Raw genomic sequence first — 16,924 nt, 5'->3', positions numbered from 1 at the left:
GACCGGGAGGGTGGCGGGTCGGGGAGGACGCCCGGTCAGACCGGATACGTGCGGGCCACGGCGACCATCTCCGAACTGTGCGAGCCGACGATCCCCACCCCGGCCGGGCGGGGCCGGAAACCGGGCAGCCCGGTCAGCCCGTCACTGGCGTCCATCGCGCGTACCCGCACCTGACCGGGAGCGCCGCGCAGCACCAGCTCGATCTCGACGCCCCCGGCCGGCGGGGCGTGGAAGACGATCCCGAACCCCCAACGCCGCGCCGGATCGGTGGCCGGGTCGGACACCGGCCGACCGGCCACCGTGGCCCGTTCCACGGTCACCGCACCCTGCCCGGTCTCCACGTGCAGCGCGGCGAGGCGTACCGGGCGCTGCGGAAGCAGTCGCAGCCGCAGGGTACGCAGCCCGTTCACGGTGCTGTCGGCGAGCTTCTCCACCGTCGGGGGTGGCAGCGGGGCAGCCGACGCCGGCCCGGTGAGCAGCGGCTCGTCGCCGAGGGCGGGGAACTCGCCGCCCACCGGGGCCGCCGCGTCGACGTACCCGGCCGTCCAGGGCTGCGGATCGGTCTCGTGGCTCAGCCACCGGGCCTGCCCGGTGTCGGCGTCCAGCGCGTACATCAGGTGGGTGGGCACCGGATGGTCGGCGTCGAAGCGGTCCACGGCCAGTCCCACCCCGGCCAGCAGCACGGCGGCCAGGGCGGCGGCGGTCGCCGGGACGGCACCCAGCCGGCGGGCCCGCAGCGCGTCCATCGCCCGATGCCCACCGGCCTGCGGGTGCAGCAGGTCGACCACCGGCAGCGCGGCCAGCCCGAGCAGTACCGAGAAGAACGCCGCCACCCCGCCCATCGCCATGCCGAGCGCCGGGAAGAGCAGCACCACGGTCGGCAGCAGGATGACCACCGCGACCACCCCGGCGGCGGTCACCGCGAGCACCGGCCCCGGACCGTCGACCGGCAGCCGCAGGGCGACCAGCCCGGCCAGCGCACCGGCCAGCGCCGGCAGGGCGGTCAGGTACGACCCGCCGGGCGCCACCGCGGCGAGGACCACCCCGAGGACCGCCAGCCAGGCCAACCCGCCCACGGCCAGGGCGGCCGGGCCGGTCCGGCGCCGCAGCAGTGCGTACCAGCCGCAGAGCACCGCCACCGCCGAGGCCACCACGGTCAGCCGGTACCAGACCGGCCGGTACGGGTCGAGCAGTTCGGCGTACCCCGGCCGGATGGCGGTGACCGCCCACCAGAAGAGCTGGGCGACCAGCGGGGCGAGCACGACCGGCAGCAGGGCCAGCCCGAACCCGGCGGCGAGCCGGGGCCACGAGGTACGCCCCGCCCGGCGGGCCGCCCAGGCCAGGGCGGCCACCCCGACCAGCGCCAGCAGGGCCAGCGGCCAGGTCAGCCAACCCGGGTAGCGGACCAGTCCGCCCGGCACCGGGAAGTAGGTGGCGTCCCCCGACGCGCCCAGGTCGGTCAGGTCGGCGCCGCCGAACTCCCGGGCCAGGGCGAGGGCGTTGGCGCCGTGCTGCTGGAGGCTCCGCTGGTCCATCCGGTCGACCGTGTCCAGCGGGGTGTGGTAGATCGCCCCGCCGTCGATGTACGCGGAGTTCAGCCCGACGAAACCCTCGTCGAGGAACGCGGTGAAGTCGGTGTCGTTGGGCAGCAGCCGGTAGACCTCGACCGCGAAGGAGGTACCCACGGGATGCGGGGCGGCCCGACCGAACGCGGCCACCAGGTCGGCGTTCCGCTCCGAGGTCTCGAACATGATCACCGGACCGGTCGACCCCCGGGCCTCCAGGTTGAGCACCACCCCGCCGTCGGTGGCCAGCGGATGGCTGGACGCGAAGGCCGCCGCCCCGCACAGGCACGCCTCCTCGGCGTCGGTGAGTACGAAGATCACGTCGTTGCGGGGTCGTGGGCCGACGGTGAGTGCCCGGGCCACCTCCAGGATCGCCGAGGTGCCGGCCGCGTCGTCGTTCCCGCCCGGCCCGACCTGCACCGAGTCGTAGTGGGCGACCAGGAAGACCCGCCCGGTCGGATCGGTACCGGGCAGCCGGGCCACCACGTTGCGGACCCGGGCCAGGGCGGCACCCCCGGCGGCCCCGCTGAGCTGACCGGCCTCCGGGCCGATGGTGTCCTGCACCGAGGTCTCCAGGCCCAGCCCGCGCAGGGTGTCCTCGATGTGCCGGCGTACCTCGTCGTTGGCCGGGCTGCCCGCGACGTGCGTACCGGCCGCCACGACCTGCGCCTCCCGGTAGGCGCGGGCGGCGCTGAACTCGCCCGCCGGGGCGTCGGCCGGAACGGGCGCGGGGGGCCGCAGGGTGGCCAGCACCGCGGCGCCGACAGCGATCAGGGTGACGAGCGACGCGGCGGCGGCCAGCCGCCGCCGGTGCGGGCGGGCGAGCGCGCGGTCGGCGGGCCGCGCCAGGGGAACGCCCACGGTGCCTCCTCGGGGGTGGTGGATGGTGCGGGGGTGTGCACATCCTGCCCGCCCGGGCCGTCCGGCGCGTCCTGCGGACGGCCGGACCAGCGGCGACCGGCCCGGTCGCATAGCGTGGGGCGGGGCCACCGCTCCCGTGACCGGCTCGTCACGGCACATCCCGCGCCGGTCGTGTTGTATGGGAGCGTTGTCTAATACAGGATCAGCGGGGCAAGTTCGAAGGAGCCTGACGATCAGCACACTTGCGGTTGGCCAGCCGTACGGAGCACCGGCATGACCGGTTCCTCCGTCGTGCCCCGGGCATACCAGCACGGTGGTCTCGGGCGGAATCCGAACCTGCCCGCCGGGGAACGCCTCCGGGTCCTGCTGGTCGAGGACGACGAGGGGGACGCCTTTCTCGTCGGCGAACTGCTGGCCGAGGTCAACGCGGCCATCGACCTGCACGTCGCGACCAGCCTGAACGAGGCACGACGGCGGCTCGCCGACGTCGACTGCGTCCTGCTCGACCTCGGCCTGCCCGACTCGCAGGGCCTCGACGGGCTGCGGCAGCTTCTCGACATGTCCACCGGCGCGGCGGTCTGCGTCCTCACCGGCCGTTCCGACGAGCACCTCGGGATCGGCGCGGTCGCCGAGGGCGCCCAGGACTACCTGGTCAAGGGCCAGGTCGACGGAGTGCTGCTGGCCCGCTCGCTGCGCTACGCGGTCGAGCGCAAACGCGCCGACGAGAACGCCCGCCGGCTGCGCGAGGTGGAACTGCGCCAGGCCGAGTCGGCCCGGCTGGAGCGCGGCCTGCTGCCCACCCCGCTGATGGAGACCGACGAGGTCGCGGTCCACACCTTCTACCGTCCCGGCCGGCACGCCGCACTGATCGGCGGCGACTTCTACGACGTCGTGCAGACCCGACCGGACCGGGTCGACCTGATCGTCGGGGACGTCTGCGGGCACGGCGTGGACGAGGCCGCGCTCGGCGTCGAACTGCGGGTGGCCTGGCGGGCCCTGATCCTGGCCGGGGTACCCGACGACGAGGTGCTCCCCGCCCTGGAGCAGGTGCTGATGAGCGAACGCCGACTCCAGGAGATCTTCGCCACGGTGGCGACCACCCGGCTGGACCTGGCCGCCAACCGGGCGACGGTCCGGCTCGCCGGCCACCCACCACCACTGCTGCTCAGCGGGGGCACCGTCGCGCCCGTACCCGCCCGGAGCGGGCTGCTGCTCGGCGTACGCCCCCGCCGGCCCATCGCATTCGATCTGGAGTTCGCCACCGATGACTGGTCCCTGCTGATGTACACCGATGGTCTGATCGAGGGTCGGGTCCACGGCGGGGACGAGCGGCTGGACGTGCCGGGGCTGAGTGCCCTGCTCGCCGACGGTCGGACCCGCGACGTACCCCTGCCGGACCTGCCGGGTTGGCTGGTGGGCCAGGCCGAGGAGATCAACGGCGGCCCGCTCGCCGACGACGTGGCCATGCTGCTGGTCAGCCGGGGCGGTGGCCGGTGAGCACCGACCCGACGACCTGGACGCTGCGCCGCCGGGCCATGGCGCTCTGCGCGGTGGTCGGCGCGGTGCTGGCGCTGCTCGCCACCGGTGCGGTGGTGGTCGCCGCGCAGAACCGGGCCCACCTGGACACCCTGCTCACCAAGACCGGCCCGCTGCGGTCGGACGGCGAGGCGCTGCTCGCGGCCCTGGTCAACCAGGAGACCGGGGTACGCGGCTACGCGGTGAGCGGGGACCGCACCGACCTGGAGCCCTACCAGCAGGGGGTGGCCCAGGAGCAGGAGATCGCCGCCCGGATGGAGCGGCTGCTCGCCGACGAGCCGGCGATCCGTGCGCAGCTCCGGACCGTCGAGGGGGATTCCGCCCGGTGGCGGGCCACCATCGCGGTGCCGATCATCGACGCCACCGCCGCCCAGGGCCCGACGGCCGGGCAGTCCCTGGTCACCGATTCCGCCCGGCAGCAGTTCGACCAGCTCCGGGTGTCGGTGACCGCGCTCCAGGACTCCATCCTCGACCTGCGCAACCGGGTCGCCGACGACGCCCGGGGTACCGGGAACATCCTGGTCCTGCTGCTGGTGATCGCCGGGGTGGTCGTGGTGGTCGCCGGGTTCGCCCTGATGTCCTCGCTCAACCGGCTCTTCATCGGCCCGATCACCCAGCTCGCCGTGCAGGTACGCGGTGTCGCGGAGGGCGACTACCAGCGCCGGATCACCCGGCAGGGCCCGCCGGAGCTGGCCCAGCTCGCCGACGACGTGGACGCGATGCGCCAGCGGATCGCCGCCGACCTGGCCGAGGTCCGGGAGGCCCGGAGCCGGATCGAATGGGTCAACAGCCAGCTCCAGAAGCAGGCCGAGGAGCTGACCCGCTCCAACCGTGACCTGGAGCAGTTCGCCTACGTCGCCTCGCACGACCTCCAGGAGCCGCTGCGCAAGGTGGCCAGCTTCTGTCAGCTCCTCCAGCGCCGGTACGCGGGCAAGCTCGACGAGCGGGCCGACCAGTACATCGCCTTCGCGGTCGACGGCGCCCAGCGGATGCAGCGTCTGATCAACGACCTGCTGGCGTTCTCCCGGATCGGCCGGTTGACCACCGGGTTCACCGAGGTCGACCTGGACCGGGTGATGGGGGACGTGGCGGCCCAGACCGAGGCTGCCCGGGAGTCCGCCGGGGCCGAACTGACCTGGTCCGACCTGCCGGTGATCCGGGGCGAGGAACCCCTGCTGACCAACCTGCTGGCCAACCTGGTGAGCAACTCGGTCAAGTTCCGCCGGCCGGACGTGCCCCCGAAGGTGCACGTCTCCGCGCGCCGGGTGGACGACGAGTGGGAGATCACCTGCCAGGACAACGGCATCGGCATCGAGCCGGAGTTCGCCGACAAGATCTTCGTGATCTTCCAGCGGCTGCACTCCAAGGACGCGTACCCGGGCACCGGCATCGGGCTGGCCATCGTCAAGAAGATCGTCGAATACCATGGCGGTCGGGTCTGGGTGGACACCGACGTCCCGGAGGGCACCGCCATCCGGTTCACGCTGCCCGCCCTGCCCGATCCGGAGCAGTCCGGTTCCGCCGAAGCGGCCGAGCCGGGTGACGAGCCGGCGACCGGGTCCGACGCCGGACCGGAGACGGCACCGGCCAGCACCGGCCCGGCGCCCGCGCCCGCCCAGCGGCGGCCGGAGGAGGACCCGGGTGGGGCAACCGGGACGGACGGTCCGGCGGCCGGTGACACCCCGGACGACACGACCCCGGCCAGTACGGGTGGGACGAAGGAGACAGTGGCATGACCGCTCCGGCGGACGGGCGCAGCCCGATCGAGGTCCTGCTCGTCGAGGACGACCCAGGCGACGTGCTCATGACGCAGGAGGCGTTCGAGGAGCACAAGCTGCGTAACCGGCTGACCGTGGTCTCCGACGGTGCGGAGGCGCTCGCCTACCTGCGCCGGGAGGGTCAGTACGCCGACGCGGTCGCGCCCGACCTGATCCTGCTCGACCTCAACCTGCCCCGCCGGGACGGCCGGGAGGTGCTGGAGGAGATCAAGCAGGACGAGCAGCTCTGCCGGATCCCGGTGGTCGTGCTCACCACCTCGCAGACCGACGAGGACATCCTCCGCAGCTACCAGCTGCACGCCAACGCGTACGTCACCAAGCCGGTGGACTTCGAACGGTTCATCTCGGTGGTCCGGCAGATCGACGAGTTCTTCGTCAGCGTGGTGAAGCTGCCGCCGCGTGGTTGACGTACCCCTGGACGAGGTCGCCGGGCTGCTGCGGGACGCGGCGGCGCAGGCGGTGCTGCCGTTGTTCCGACGGCTCGGCGCCGGCGAGATCGCCGAGAAGGCGCCGGGCGAGCTGGTCACCGTGGCCGACCAGCGGGCCGAGAAACTGATCAGCGCCGGGCTGCACCGGCTGCTGCCCGGCTCGACGGTGGTCGGCGAGGAGGCGGTCGCCGCCGATCCCGGCCTGCTGGGGCACCTGCGTGACGCCGGACCGGTCTGGGTGGTCGACCCGGTCGACGGTACGGCGAACTTCGCTGCCGGCCGCCGACCGTTCGCGATCATGGTGGCGCTGCTGACCGGCGGTGAACTGACCGCGAGCTGGATCCTGGACCCGCTCGCCGACGACCTGGCCGTGGCCCGGGCCGGCGCCGGCACCGTCTGCAACGGCACGCCGGTCCGGTCGGTGTCGCCGGACCCGGCCGGTGCACTCCGTGGCTCGGCGATGACCCGGTTCCTGCCCCGGCCGTTGCGGGACCGGGTGGAGGCCGGAGCCGCCCGGCTGGGGAACGTGCACGACGGGCAGCACTGCGCCGGCCGGGAGTACCTCGACCTGGTCACCGGGGAGCAGGAGTTCGTGCTCTTCTGGCGCACCCTGCCCTGGGACCACGCCCCCGGGGTGCTGCTGGTCCGGGAGGCGGGCGGGGTGGCCCGCCGGTTCGACGGCACCGACTACCACCCGGGGGACGACCGGCACGGCCTGCTGGTCGCCGTCGACGAGCCGACCTGGCAGCGGGCCCACACCGCCCTCCTGTCGTAAGGAGGGGTGGGCGGTATCCCTGACCGGTTCGGGGACGACCACGGCGTACGGGGTCCGGTATTGTGACCGGCGGTCTCCGCCCGCAGGCGCCACTGCGGTGCCGGCGGTGGCCGCCGCCGGCAGGGCACCACCGGGGGGCCGGCGGTCGACGGAAGGAAACGACTTTCGTGCGCAGGACGGCTCCCGCCCGGTGCCTCAACCCGCTGGTCGCGCTCGTGGCGGCCGTCTCCGTGCTGTTCGGCGCGCTGGCCGCACCCGGGTACGCGGCCCCGACCACGCCACCCAACGAGGGCGGCACCAAGAGCCTGCGGGACGCCCTGGAGGCGACCGCCAAGGGGCACATCGAGGCCAAGGCCAGACTGGACAGCTCCAAGCAGCGGCAGAAGGTGGCGACCGAGCAGTTCCGGGCGGCCGAACTGCAACTGGCCCTGCTCACCGTCCAGGTCGGTGAGGTGGCCGCCGAGTCGTACCGGCTGGGTCGGCTCACCCCGATCAGCATGCTGCTGAACAGCACCTCGCCCGAGGCGTTCCTGCAACGGGCCGCCGGGCTGGAGATCATGGCGCAGCGGGACGACAAGCGGCTGCGCGCCCTGACCGCCGCCCGTGAGCAGGCCGCGAAGGCCAAGGCTGCCATCGACGCCGAGGTGGTCGAGCAGCAGAAGCAGCTCGCCATCATGGAACGTAAGAAGAAGGACGCCGAACGGGCCCTCGCGGCGGTCAGCCGGGGCACCAGCGGCGGTTTCGTCAGCACCAACTCGCCCTCGGCGAAACCGGCCCCGCGTAACTCCGACGGCTCCTGGCCGTCCGAGTCGTGCTCGGTCGACGACCCGACCACCTCGGGCTGCATCACCCCCCGCACCCTGCACGCGTTGCAGCAGGCCAAGGCGGCCGGGTACACCCGGTACGTGTCCTGCTACCGCAGCGGTGGCGGCGGGGAGCACCCCAAGGGGCGGGCCTGCGACTTCTCCGCCGCCGCCGGTGGCTTCAAGGACCAGACCGCCACCGGCGGCGACAAGAGCTACGGCGACGCGGTGGCCTCGTTCTACGTCAAGAACGCCAGCCGGCTCGGGGTGCTCTACGTGATCTGGTACCGGCAGATCTGGCACCCCGGCACCGGGTGGCGCGCCTACAGCGGCAGCGGCAGCCCGGCCGCCGACCACACGAACCACGTTCATCTCTCCATGTACTGACCCCGTCACCAGCTCCGCTGCGTACCATCGCTGCGATGAGCGTCCCACCACCGCAGGTCACCGCCACCACGGAACTGTCCGCCGTCGGGCGGTCCCGGCCGCTGCCGAACGGTCTCGCCGCGTTCCTGGTCTTCCTGGCCAGCGGCGCGGTGCTGGTCCTGGAGACCGTCGCGTTGCGGCTGGTCGGCCCGTACGTCGGGGTGACCCTGGAGGTGACCAGCTCGGTGATCGGGCTGGCGCTGGCCGCCATCGCGTACGGCGCCTGGTTCGGCGGCTGGCTGGCCGACCGGCGGGATCCGCGTACCCTGCTCGCCCCGGCGCTGGTGCTCGCCGGCATCGCCGCGGCGGTGACCGTCCCGGTGGTCCGGTACGCCGGGGAGGTGCTGCGCGGCGGTGCGGCCAGCGCCATCCTGCTGCTCACCGCGATCGCCGTGTTCGTACCGGCCGCCCTGCTCTCCTCGGTCACCCCACTGGTGGTGAAACTCCAGCTCGGCGACCTGAACCGGACCGGGCAGGTGGTCGGCCGGCTCAGCGGCATCGGCACCCTGGGCGGCATCACCGCCACCCTGGCCACCGGGTTCGTGCTGGTCGCCGCGCTGCCCAGTACGGTCATCGTGCTACTCGTCGCGGTGGCGCTCGGGGTGACCGGGCTGGTGCTGGCGGTGTACCTGCGCCGGCAGGACCGGGCGGGGCTGCCCGGACCGGCCCGGACCAGGTCGGTGGTCGCGGTGGTCGGTCTGGTCGGGGCGGCGCTGACCACCGTCGCGCCGAACCCCTGCGACGTGGAGACGGCGTACCACTGCGCCCGGGTCGAGGTCGACCCGCAGCGGTCGTCGGGCCGGACCCTGCTGCTCAACTCCGCCCAGCACTCCTACGTCGACCTGGACGACCCGACCCACCTGGAGTACGCGTACACCCAGTGGATCGGGGCGGTCGCCGACGTGGCCGCGCCCGCCGGGCGCCGGTTGGACGCCCTGCACCTCGGCGGCGGTGGGTTCACCGTGCCGACGTACCTCTCCGCGACCCGCCCCGGCACCGCCAACCTGGTCTTCGAGATCGACGGCGGGCTGGTCGAGCTGGGCCGGCGGGAACTGGGTGTCCGTGAGGGACCGCAGTTACGGGCGGTGGTCGGGGACGCCCGGGTGCTGCTCGACGGTGAACCGGCCCGCAGTCGGGACCTGGTGGTCGGGGACGCCTTCGGGCACCTCGTGGTGCCCTGGCACCTGGCCACCCGGGAGATGGCCGCCGGGATCCGCCGGGTCCTGCGGCCCGGTGGGATCTACACGCAGAACGTCATCGACTACCCGCCGGGCCGGTTCATCCGGGCCGAGATCGCCACGGTGGCCGCCGTCTTCCCGCACGTCGCGCTGGTCGCCCCGCCAGCCGGGATCGCCGGTACCCAGGGCGCCAACTTCGTCATCGTCGCCTCGGACGCGCCACTGCCGCTGGACGCGCTCCGGGCCCGGCTGGACGGGCTCACCGAGCCGGCGGCCGTACTGTCCGGACCGGCACTGACCGCTTTCGTCGGCTCGGCCCGGGTGCTGACCGACGACTACGCACCCGTGGACCAGCTCCTCGCCACCGCCTGAACCGGGTGATCCCTGACCGATTCGGCAGGTTCAGGTGTAGCCCCGGACCGCTCGGGCAACAGGGACAACCATGGGTGGAGCGGTTAGGCACGGTGCCCAGTTGCTCGGCGACCGGTACCGGTTGGTCGAGCAGCTCGGTTCGGGTGGCATGTCGGTCGTCTGGCGCGGGTACGACGAGGTGCTCGGCCGGCAGGTCGCGGTCAAGGTGCTCGCCTCCCGGCTGGCCAGCGACCGGGAGTTCCGGCACCGGATCCGGATCGAGGCGCAGGCAGCGGCCCGGCTCTGCCACCCGCACATCACCAACGTCTACGACTACGGCGAGTCCGTCCAGGTCGGGCTGACCGTCCCGTACGTCGTGATGGAACTGGTCGACGGCGAGTCGCTGACCGCCCGGCTGGCCCGCTGCGGCGCACTGCCCTGGCGGGAGGCGGTCACCGTGGGCGCCGAGGTCGCCTCGGCGCTGGCCACGGCGCACGCCCGGGGCGTGGTCCACCGGGATGTGACCCCGGGCAACGTCATGCTGACCGCCACCGGCGCGCGGGTCGTCGACTTCGGTATCTCGGCGTTGGTCGGGGAGAGCGACACCACGCCGAACGGGGCGCTGCTCGGCACGCCCGCCTACCTCGCCCCGGAACGCCTGGACCGGGGGCAGGTCTCCCCGGCCACCGACGTGTACGCCCTCGGGCTGCTGCTCTACCGGATGCTCACCGGTCGGCTGCCCTGGCAGGCGAGCACCAGTACCCAGATGCTGCGGGCCCACCTCTACACCGAGCCGGCCCCGATGGGCCCGGTGGAGGGGCTGCCCGAGGAGGTCGCCGACCTGGTGCACCGCTGCCTGGCGAAGCAGCCGACGGACCGGCCGGACAGCGCCGAGGTGGCGCGTACCCTCGCTGCGGCGGCCGGACTGGCGGCGCTGGTACCCGTCTCGCCGGCTCCGGTCAGCGGCGGCGCCGAGGACCCGGCGGTCATGGCGAACGCCGGTACCACGATCCTGCCGTGGTCGGCGGCGACCGACGCGCTGCCGCTCTCCGCAGCCCGGGCCCGCCGGGTGACCGACCGGCGGCACCGGGTGCAGGTGGCGGCGGTCGGGGTGGGTCTGCTCGCGGTGACCGGGGCGATGTGGGGCCTGACCTCCCGTTCCCCGGCCAGCGGGGGTGTGGAGAAGCCCACCGAGGCGCGGATGGTGGTCGGTGAACCGGCCGGCTGCGCGGTCCGGTACGCGCTGCGCCGGGACACCGGGAAGACCTTCGAGGCGGAGGTCGGGATCGCCAACACCGGTAGCCGGGCGCTACCGGCCGCCCTGCGGTTCGACTTTCCCGGGACGCAGCGGCTGGTCAAGGCCGGCGGCGCCCAGTGGCACCAGCAGGGCGCCACCGTCCTGCTGCGACCGCCTGCCGACGATGCCGGCCTGGCGCCCGGGGCCGCCACCCGGGTCACCCTCTCCGGCCGGTACGACACCGGCAACCCGCTGCCGGTGCGGTTCCGGATCGGCGACACCGACTGCGCGGTACAGGTCTCCGGGGTGGCCGGCGTCCCGGTCACCACCGCACCCGCCCCGACCGCCGGCCCCCGGGGTACGAAGGCCACCGGTGGTGCGGGTTCCTCGGGCAACTCCTCCGGCGGCCAGAAGAAGTCGACCAGCGGCAACAAGGGCAAGGGGCCGGGTGAGGGGCCGGGAAAAGGCGCGGGCCGCGACGATGACGACGGTGAAGACGACTGACCGGGAACGGCGGTCGCCGGGAGCCGCCCGGGGACCGCGTCCGGTCAGGTCATCTCGGCGAACCGCTGCACCTGGCTGATCGTCCCCTCCACGATCAGCACGCTCCCCGGGACGAGCACGGTGTCCGGGGAGGTGTAACGGAACTTCTGCCCGGGTTGCTTGGCCCCGACGACGACCACCCCGTACCGGTCGCTGATCGCGATCTCCCCGATCGGACGGCCCTGGAGCGCCTGCGGCGCCCGTACCTTGGCGATCGCGAAATCCTCGTCGAACTCGATGAAGTCGAGCATCTTGCTGACGATCAGGTGGGCCACCCGTTCCCCGGTCGCCGCCTCGGGGAAGACGACGTGGTCGGCACCGACCGCATCGAGGATCTTGGCGTGTTTCTCCGAGGTGGCCCGCGCCCAGATCTCCGGTACCCCGAGTTCGGCCAGTGCCAGGACGACGAGCACGCTCGCCTCGACCGAGGCGCCGATGGCCACCACCACCCGGCCGAAATCGGTGAGGCCGAGCTGCCGTAGTGCCTTCTCGTCGGTCGCGTCCGCCTGTACCACCCGGGAGAGCTGATCGGACCACCGCTGCACGATCCGGGGATTCTCGTCGACGGCCAGCACGTCGTACCCGAGCGCGGTCAGCGACTGCGAGACGTGCCAGCCGAAGCGGCCCAGGCCGATCACGGCGACGCCGGACTCCTCCGGGCCGGGTCTGCGTCTAGCCGACAATGGGTTGCTCCTTCGGGTAACGGAAGTGCCGTGGCCGGGTGTTCAGGGCGATCGCCGAGCCGACCGCGATCGTGCCGATCCGACCGATGTACATCAGCACGATCAGCACGATCTGGTCCGGGATCGGGACGGTGGCCGCCGGACTGAGCGACAGCCCGGTGGTGCTGAACGCCGAGACCACCTGGAACAGCGCCTGGTAGAACTGAAGATCCTGGGTGGTCACGATCATCACGAAGGTGCCGATGACGACCAGCGCGACGCTGAGCAGGGCGACCGTCAGCGCCTGCCGCTGGCTTGCCTCGGCGACCCGGCGCCGACCGACCACCACGTCCGGGTCGCCCCGCACCTCGGCCCAGATGCAGAAGGCGAGCAGGAAGAAGGTGGCCACCTTGATGCCACCGGCGGTACTGGCGCTGCCGCCGCCGATGAACATCAGACCGATGAAGAGGGGATAGCTGCCCTCGTTCAGCGCGTCGATGTTGACCGTGCTGAATCCCCCGGTGCGGATCATCGCATCCTGGGTGAATGCGGCCAGCAGTTTCTGTGGCCAGCCGAAGGGGCCGAGGGTACGTGGGTTGCTCCATTCCAGGAGCAGGAAGCCGACGAAGCCGGCGATCAGCAGGACGACACTGCCCCAGATGGTCAGCTTGGTGGCCACCGTCCAGTGGCCCGGCCTGCGCCACCGGCGGACCGCCTCGAACAGCGCCGGGAAGCCCAGCCCACCGATGATCCCGCCGAAGGCGATCGGCAGGCAGATCCACGGGTCGCCGGCGAACCGGACCAGGCTGTCCGGGTACAGCGCGAACCCGCCGTTGTTGAAGCCCTGGACGGCGTGGAACGCGGCGTAGCCGAGCGCCTTGCCGGGTGGATAGTCGTACGTCGACCAGAACCGGACGGTGAGAACCAGGGTCATCAGCGCTTCGGTGACCAGGACGGTCTGCGCGATCCTCAGCAGCAGCCAGCGGACGTCGCCCCGGGCCAGTTCGGCGCTCTCGGCGGCCAGCAGCGCCCGGTTGCGCAGGTTGAGGCGTTGCGAGACGACCAGACCGAGCAGGCTGGCCAGGGCCAGGATGCCGAAGCCGCCGAGCTGGGTGAGCAGGGTGATCATCACCAGTCCGGGGTCCGACCAGCTGCTGCGGGTGTCCACGGCGGAGAGCCCGGTGACCGAGACCGCCGAGGTTGCGGTGAAGAGTGCGGTGAGCAGCGGGGCCGGGCCGGGCTGCTCCCAACAGACCGGCATCATCAGTACGGCGGTACCGAGCGCGATCGCAGCGAGGAACGCCAACGGCACCAGCCGTACCGGATGTCGTAGCGCCCGACGCACCCCCTCATTCTGGTGTCAACCGGACTTTTCCTCAGGTCATTCGGGACTCGTGCGGGATTCACCGTCCGGCCAGCCGCTGACCAACTGGCGGTCGCCCGCCCCGGGTCTACTCGGCGCATCCCTCGACATCAGGAGAGCGCGTTGCGACGTACCCTTTTCGCCATGGGCCTGGCCGGAGCGCTGCTGACAGCGGCGGCGGTGGCCCCGACCACCTCGGCGTCGGCCGGACCGGACGGTGCCGACCGTTCCGACCGGGCCGACCGGCGACCGATCGTCATCGCCCACCGGGGCGCGAGCGGCTACCGGCCGGAGCACACCCTGGAGGCGTACCGGCTGGCCATCCGGATGGGCGCCGACTACATCGAACCGGACCTGGTCGCCACCCGGGACGGCAAGCTGGTCGCCCGGCACGAGAACGAGATCTCGGGTACCACCGACGTGGCGGCCCGGCCCGAATTCGCCGCCCGGAAGGCCACGAAGACCATCGACGGGGTGACCGTCACCGGCTGGTTCACCGAGGACTTCACCCTGGCCGAGCTGAAGACGCTGCGGGCCAAGGAGCGGCTGCCCCAGGTGCGGGTCGCCAACACCGCCTTCGACGGGCAGTTCCAGGTGCCCACCCTCCAGGAGGTCATCGACCTGGCCCGGACCGAGGGCCGGGCCCGGGGCCGGACCATCGGCATCTACCCGGAGACCAAGCACCCCAGCTACTTCGCCTCGATCGGGCTGCCGCTGGAGGAGCCGCTGGTCGCCGTGCTGAAGGCCAACCGGCTGACCCACCGGAACTCGCCGGTGATCATCCAGTCCTTCGAGACGGCGAACCTGCGCAAGCTCAACGGCATGATCGACGTTCCGTTGGCGCAGCTCCTCGACGCCTCCGGCCGCCCCTACGACTTCACCGTCGCCGGTGACCCGCGCAGCTACGCCGACCTGGCGAAGCCGGAGGGGCTGACGTGGATCAGCGGGTACGCGGACGGCATCGGGGCGAACAAGAACCTGATCGTCCCCCGGGACCGCGCCGGTAAGCTGCTCGCCCCGACCAGCCTGATCGCCGACGCGCACCGGACCGGCCTGGTGGTGCACGCCTGGACGTTCCGGGCCGAGAACCAGTTCCTGCCGGTCGACCACCGGATCGGCACCGACCCGAACGCCCGGGGTGACATCACCGCCGAGTACGAACTGTTCCTGAACCTGGGTCTGGACGGGCTCTTCGCCGACCACCCGGACACCGCCGTGGCGGCCCGCGCCGGCCTCGCCTGACCGGGCCGGCCTCGCCTGGTCTGACCGCGCCGGCCCAGTCTGATCGTGCCCCGTCGGCCTGCCGTCCGCTTCCTTGCGCGGGCGGCAGGCCGACGCTGTTCTCTTTGGAGTACCGGTCTCTTTGCAGTACCGGCGTGCCGTCCTCGCCCGGCAGGGCTGTCCTCCCTCGTCGGGGTCCTTTTTGGGACCGGCCCCGACCCTGCTGCTGACGCCCTGTCGAGCTGCACCGTATTTGCGTGCACCGGAGCGGTGCCCGCCCTGTGACCCACGCGGTTTTCAGGAAGTCGGGGTATCCGACCCGGTCCGATGGCCCGACTTCCTGGAAATGGAGTGGATCAAGGGGGTGTAGCCCGAGCAGGGCGACGGCTCGGCCCTCGGAGGTGGTCCACTTCCCGGGTGGCTCAACCTCTCGCGGCACCTCTTACGCCGGACGTCGAGGCCCGACTGGCGCAGGAGTTGAACGTATGGCTGTGCACCCTGCGTCATGACGGCTCCCCCCACGTGACGCCGGTCTGGTTCGTTTACGCCGACGGCACCTGGTGGATCGGCTGCGACGATCGCAGCGTCAAGGTCCGGAACGTGGTGGCCGACCCGCGCGTGTCCCTGGCCCTGGAGGTCGGGTCCGCGCCCGTCGTGGCCGAGGGCGTCGCCCGGGTACGACGCAGCGACTTCCCGGCCGAGGTCGTCGAGGCGTTCGCCGGCAAGTACGGAGGATGGGACATCAGGAAGCGGGGCGCGCAGAAGGGTGACCGGGTACTGCTGGAGATTCCCGTCCGACGGTGGCTGCTCGCGGGTACGGCTCAGTGACCCATGGCAACCCGAGGTGGCCGAGCAACTGACGCTAGCTGCGCGGTGGGTATGGGAGTGCTCCGGTGCCCGTCAGGTCGGTGGGCGGTCGGCGACATATGTGCCACGGCCGGGCTGACCGGTGATCAACTCTCGGTCGTGCAGCAGGGACATCGCCCGGTAGGCGGTGTTCATACTGACTCCGTACTGTTCGGCGATTTGTCGGGTCGAGGGCAACTTGTCGCCGGGTTTGAGTTCACCGCTCTTGATCTTTGCGGCGAACGCATTGGCGATTTCCCTGAATGGCGCTGGTGCTGTGGGCATGGTGAGGACTCCGGTCGGTTCGGCACCTCCGATCTTGCCCCAGATGCTTCAGTAACTGCAACAGGTTGTGACTCACCGGAAGTCGGAGGGTGACCAACGCCAGATACTGGTGTAGGTTGCTGGATGTCCCGCTCCGGTTGGTTCGGCAAAGCCCCGGCGCGTGGGCGTTCAGTGGGCTCCGGGGTCGTACCGCCGAGGAGGGCTGCGGCTCCGGGGCCGGTGACCCGGTCCGCGTCTTCTCCCCGTGGGCGGACCGGGTCACCTTCCAGCGCTACGGAAAGGTGGCCCATGCGCAGGTTCCTCGCCCTGTTCCGGCACGCCCGGTCGGTCCGCCACGCCCAGCCCGGCCGACACGCCCGACCCACCGAGCTGCCCCCGGCGCGCCGATCGCCGAACGCCGGCTGGTACCGGTCGGCCTCCTGCCGGCCGTTGACCGCGAACCAGGTCCGCGACCGCCGGTTCGCCGACGCGCGGCGCGGGCTCGAACCCAACGAGGTGTACGCCTTCCTGCACCGGGTCGCCGCCGAACTGGCCGCCACCCGGCGAGAGTTGATCATGACCCGGGAGGAGAACGTCCGGATCAAGCGGGCGCTGCGTAACTGGCAGTCCCGGTTCACCCCGGGGGTGCGCTGGTGAGCCGGGGCCGGTACGTGGTCCACCTGCCGGTGGTCGCCACCGATTTCGACGCGGCGACCCGGTTCGCCCGGGTGATCACCCGGGCGGTGAGCTTCCTGGCCGACGTGGACCGGGGGGAGACCACCGTCTCCGAGGAGGATGCGCAGGGCGTACGACGGCGGGTGTTCTGCGACAGGTCGCGGGGCGACCGCCGGCGCTGCGCCCGACCGGCCGACCACGACGGCGACTGCGCCTGAGCGGAACGGAGCGGAAACGGAACGGAGCGGAACCGGAACGGGGAGCGTGTCCGGGGACGTCCAGCCGTGCTCCGTCTTTGCTAGCAGCTCGACAGCGTCCGACCCAGGGAGGTGCACCCAGCCCGCACAGCCCGCGTGGGGCATCGGCCTGGCCACCGTCACCGCCGACGAGCAGGTCCTCGACACCTGGTACC

15 protein-coding genes are annotated in these 16,924 nt (G+C 72.4%); 11 read left to right on the top strand and 4 right to left on the bottom strand.

Annotated elements, in window-relative coordinates; translation table 11 throughout:
- Positions 1–35: 35 nt before the first annotated feature.
- Entirely contained in the window at positions 36–2,426 is a 2,391-nt protein-coding gene (locus tag GSF22_RS17695) for a M28 family peptidase (RefSeq protein ID WP_208814723.1), read from the bottom strand.
- A gap of 273 nt (positions 2,427–2,699) precedes the next feature.
- Here GSF22_RS17695 and GSF22_RS17690 point away from each other — a divergent pair, with 273 nt between their 5' ends.
- From GSF22_RS17690 to GSF22_RS17660, 7 genes are all read left to right on the top strand, one after another.
- The gene (locus GSF22_RS17690; protein WP_208814722.1) at positions 2,700–3,923 is read left to right on the top strand and encodes a PP2C family protein-serine/threonine phosphatase; all 1,224 of its coding nucleotides are present in this window, start codon (positions 2,700–2,702) and stop codon (positions 3,921–3,923) included.
- Between the two features lie 38 nt (positions 3,924–3,961).
- The gene (locus tag GSF22_RS17685) at positions 3,962–5,698 is read left to right on the top strand and encodes an ATP-binding protein (RefSeq protein WP_208814724.1); all 1,737 of its coding nucleotides are present in this window, start codon (positions 3,962–3,964) and stop codon (positions 5,696–5,698) included.
- A complete protein-coding gene (locus GSF22_RS17680) occupies positions 5,695–6,147 on the top strand; it encodes a response regulator (RefSeq protein WP_208814721.1) in 453 nt (150 codons plus the stop codon). Before GSF22_RS17685 ends, GSF22_RS17680 begins: the two co-directional genes overlap by 4 nt.
- Positions 6,140–6,943, top strand: a complete 804-nt coding sequence (locus tag GSF22_RS17675; protein WP_208814720.1) for an inositol monophosphatase family protein — start codon at positions 6,140–6,142, stop codon at positions 6,941–6,943. The genes GSF22_RS17680 and GSF22_RS17675 overlap by 8 nt, the downstream gene beginning before the upstream one ends.
- A 167-nt stretch (positions 6,944–7,110) precedes the next feature.
- Positions 7,111–8,133 carry a coiled-coil domain-containing protein gene (locus GSF22_RS17670; RefSeq protein WP_208814719.1) on the top strand — a complete coding sequence of 341 codons (1,023 nt, stop codon included), beginning with the start codon at positions 7,111–7,113 and terminating at the stop codon, positions 8,131–8,133.
- 35 nt (positions 8,134–8,168) lie between these two features.
- A complete protein-coding gene (locus GSF22_RS17665) occupies positions 8,169–9,722 on the top strand; it encodes a fused MFS/spermidine synthase (protein ID WP_208814718.1) in 1,554 nt (517 codons plus the stop codon).
- Between the two features lie 70 nt (positions 9,723–9,792).
- Positions 9,793–11,442 (top strand): serine/threonine-protein kinase, encoded by a 1,650-nt coding sequence (locus GSF22_RS17660; RefSeq protein WP_208814717.1) that lies wholly within the window; start codon positions 9,793–9,795, stop codon positions 11,440–11,442.
- A gap of 44 nt (positions 11,443–11,486) precedes the next feature.
- Here GSF22_RS17660 and GSF22_RS17655 read toward each other — a convergent pair whose 3' ends face one another.
- Both GSF22_RS17655 and GSF22_RS17650 read right to left on the bottom strand, forming a co-directional pair.
- Positions 11,487–12,164, bottom strand: coding sequence for a potassium channel family protein (locus tag GSF22_RS17655; RefSeq protein WP_208814716.1), 678 nt, complete (start codon positions 12,162–12,164; stop codon positions 11,487–11,489).
- On the bottom strand, positions 12,154–13,488 hold the full coding sequence (locus GSF22_RS17650) for a TrkH family potassium uptake protein (protein WP_208814715.1): 1,335 nt from the start codon (positions 13,486–13,488) through the stop codon (positions 12,154–12,156). The genes GSF22_RS17655 and GSF22_RS17650 overlap by 11 nt, the downstream gene beginning before the upstream one ends.
- Before the next feature lie 141 nt (positions 13,489–13,629).
- Between GSF22_RS17650 and GSF22_RS17645 the strand changes: the two genes are divergently transcribed.
- On the top strand, positions 13,630–14,748 hold the full coding sequence (locus GSF22_RS17645; RefSeq protein ID WP_208814714.1) for a glycerophosphodiester phosphodiesterase: 1,119 nt from the start codon (positions 13,630–13,632) through the stop codon (positions 14,746–14,748).
- 396 nt (positions 14,749–15,144) lie between these two features.
- A complete protein-coding gene (locus GSF22_RS17640; protein ID WP_307804077.1) occupies positions 15,145–15,555 on the top strand; it encodes a pyridoxamine 5'-phosphate oxidase family protein in 411 nt (136 codons plus the stop codon).
- A 72-nt stretch (positions 15,556–15,627) separates the two neighbouring features.
- Here GSF22_RS17640 and GSF22_RS17635 read toward each other — a convergent pair whose 3' ends face one another.
- Positions 15,628–15,858: a winged helix-turn-helix domain-containing protein gene (locus tag GSF22_RS17635; protein ID WP_208814712.1), complete on the bottom strand. Its 231-nt coding sequence runs from the start codon at positions 15,856–15,858 to the stop codon at positions 15,628–15,630.
- A gap of 288 nt (positions 15,859–16,146) precedes the next feature.
- On the opposite strand from GSF22_RS17635, the gene GSF22_RS17630 reads away from it, so the two are divergent.
- The gene (locus GSF22_RS17630) at positions 16,147–16,494 is read left to right on the top strand and encodes a DivIVA domain-containing protein (RefSeq protein ID WP_208814711.1); all 348 of its coding nucleotides are present in this window, start codon (positions 16,147–16,149) and stop codon (positions 16,492–16,494) included.
- Complete coding sequence (locus tag GSF22_RS17625) at positions 16,491–16,730, top strand: hypothetical protein (protein ID WP_208814710.1); 240 nt, start codon at positions 16,491–16,493, stop codon at positions 16,728–16,730. Before GSF22_RS17630 ends, GSF22_RS17625 begins: the two co-directional genes overlap by 4 nt.
- The last annotated feature ends 194 nt before the right edge of the window (positions 16,731–16,924 follow it).

Origin of the sequence: Micromonospora echinofusca (genome assembly GCF_017614955.1) — a bacterium.
In the GTDB taxonomy this organism is placed as follows: Bacteria; Actinomycetota; Actinomycetes; order Mycobacteriales; family Micromonosporaceae; genus Micromonospora; species Micromonospora echinofusca_A.
This window is presented reverse-complemented; position numbering and strand designations above follow the sequence as displayed.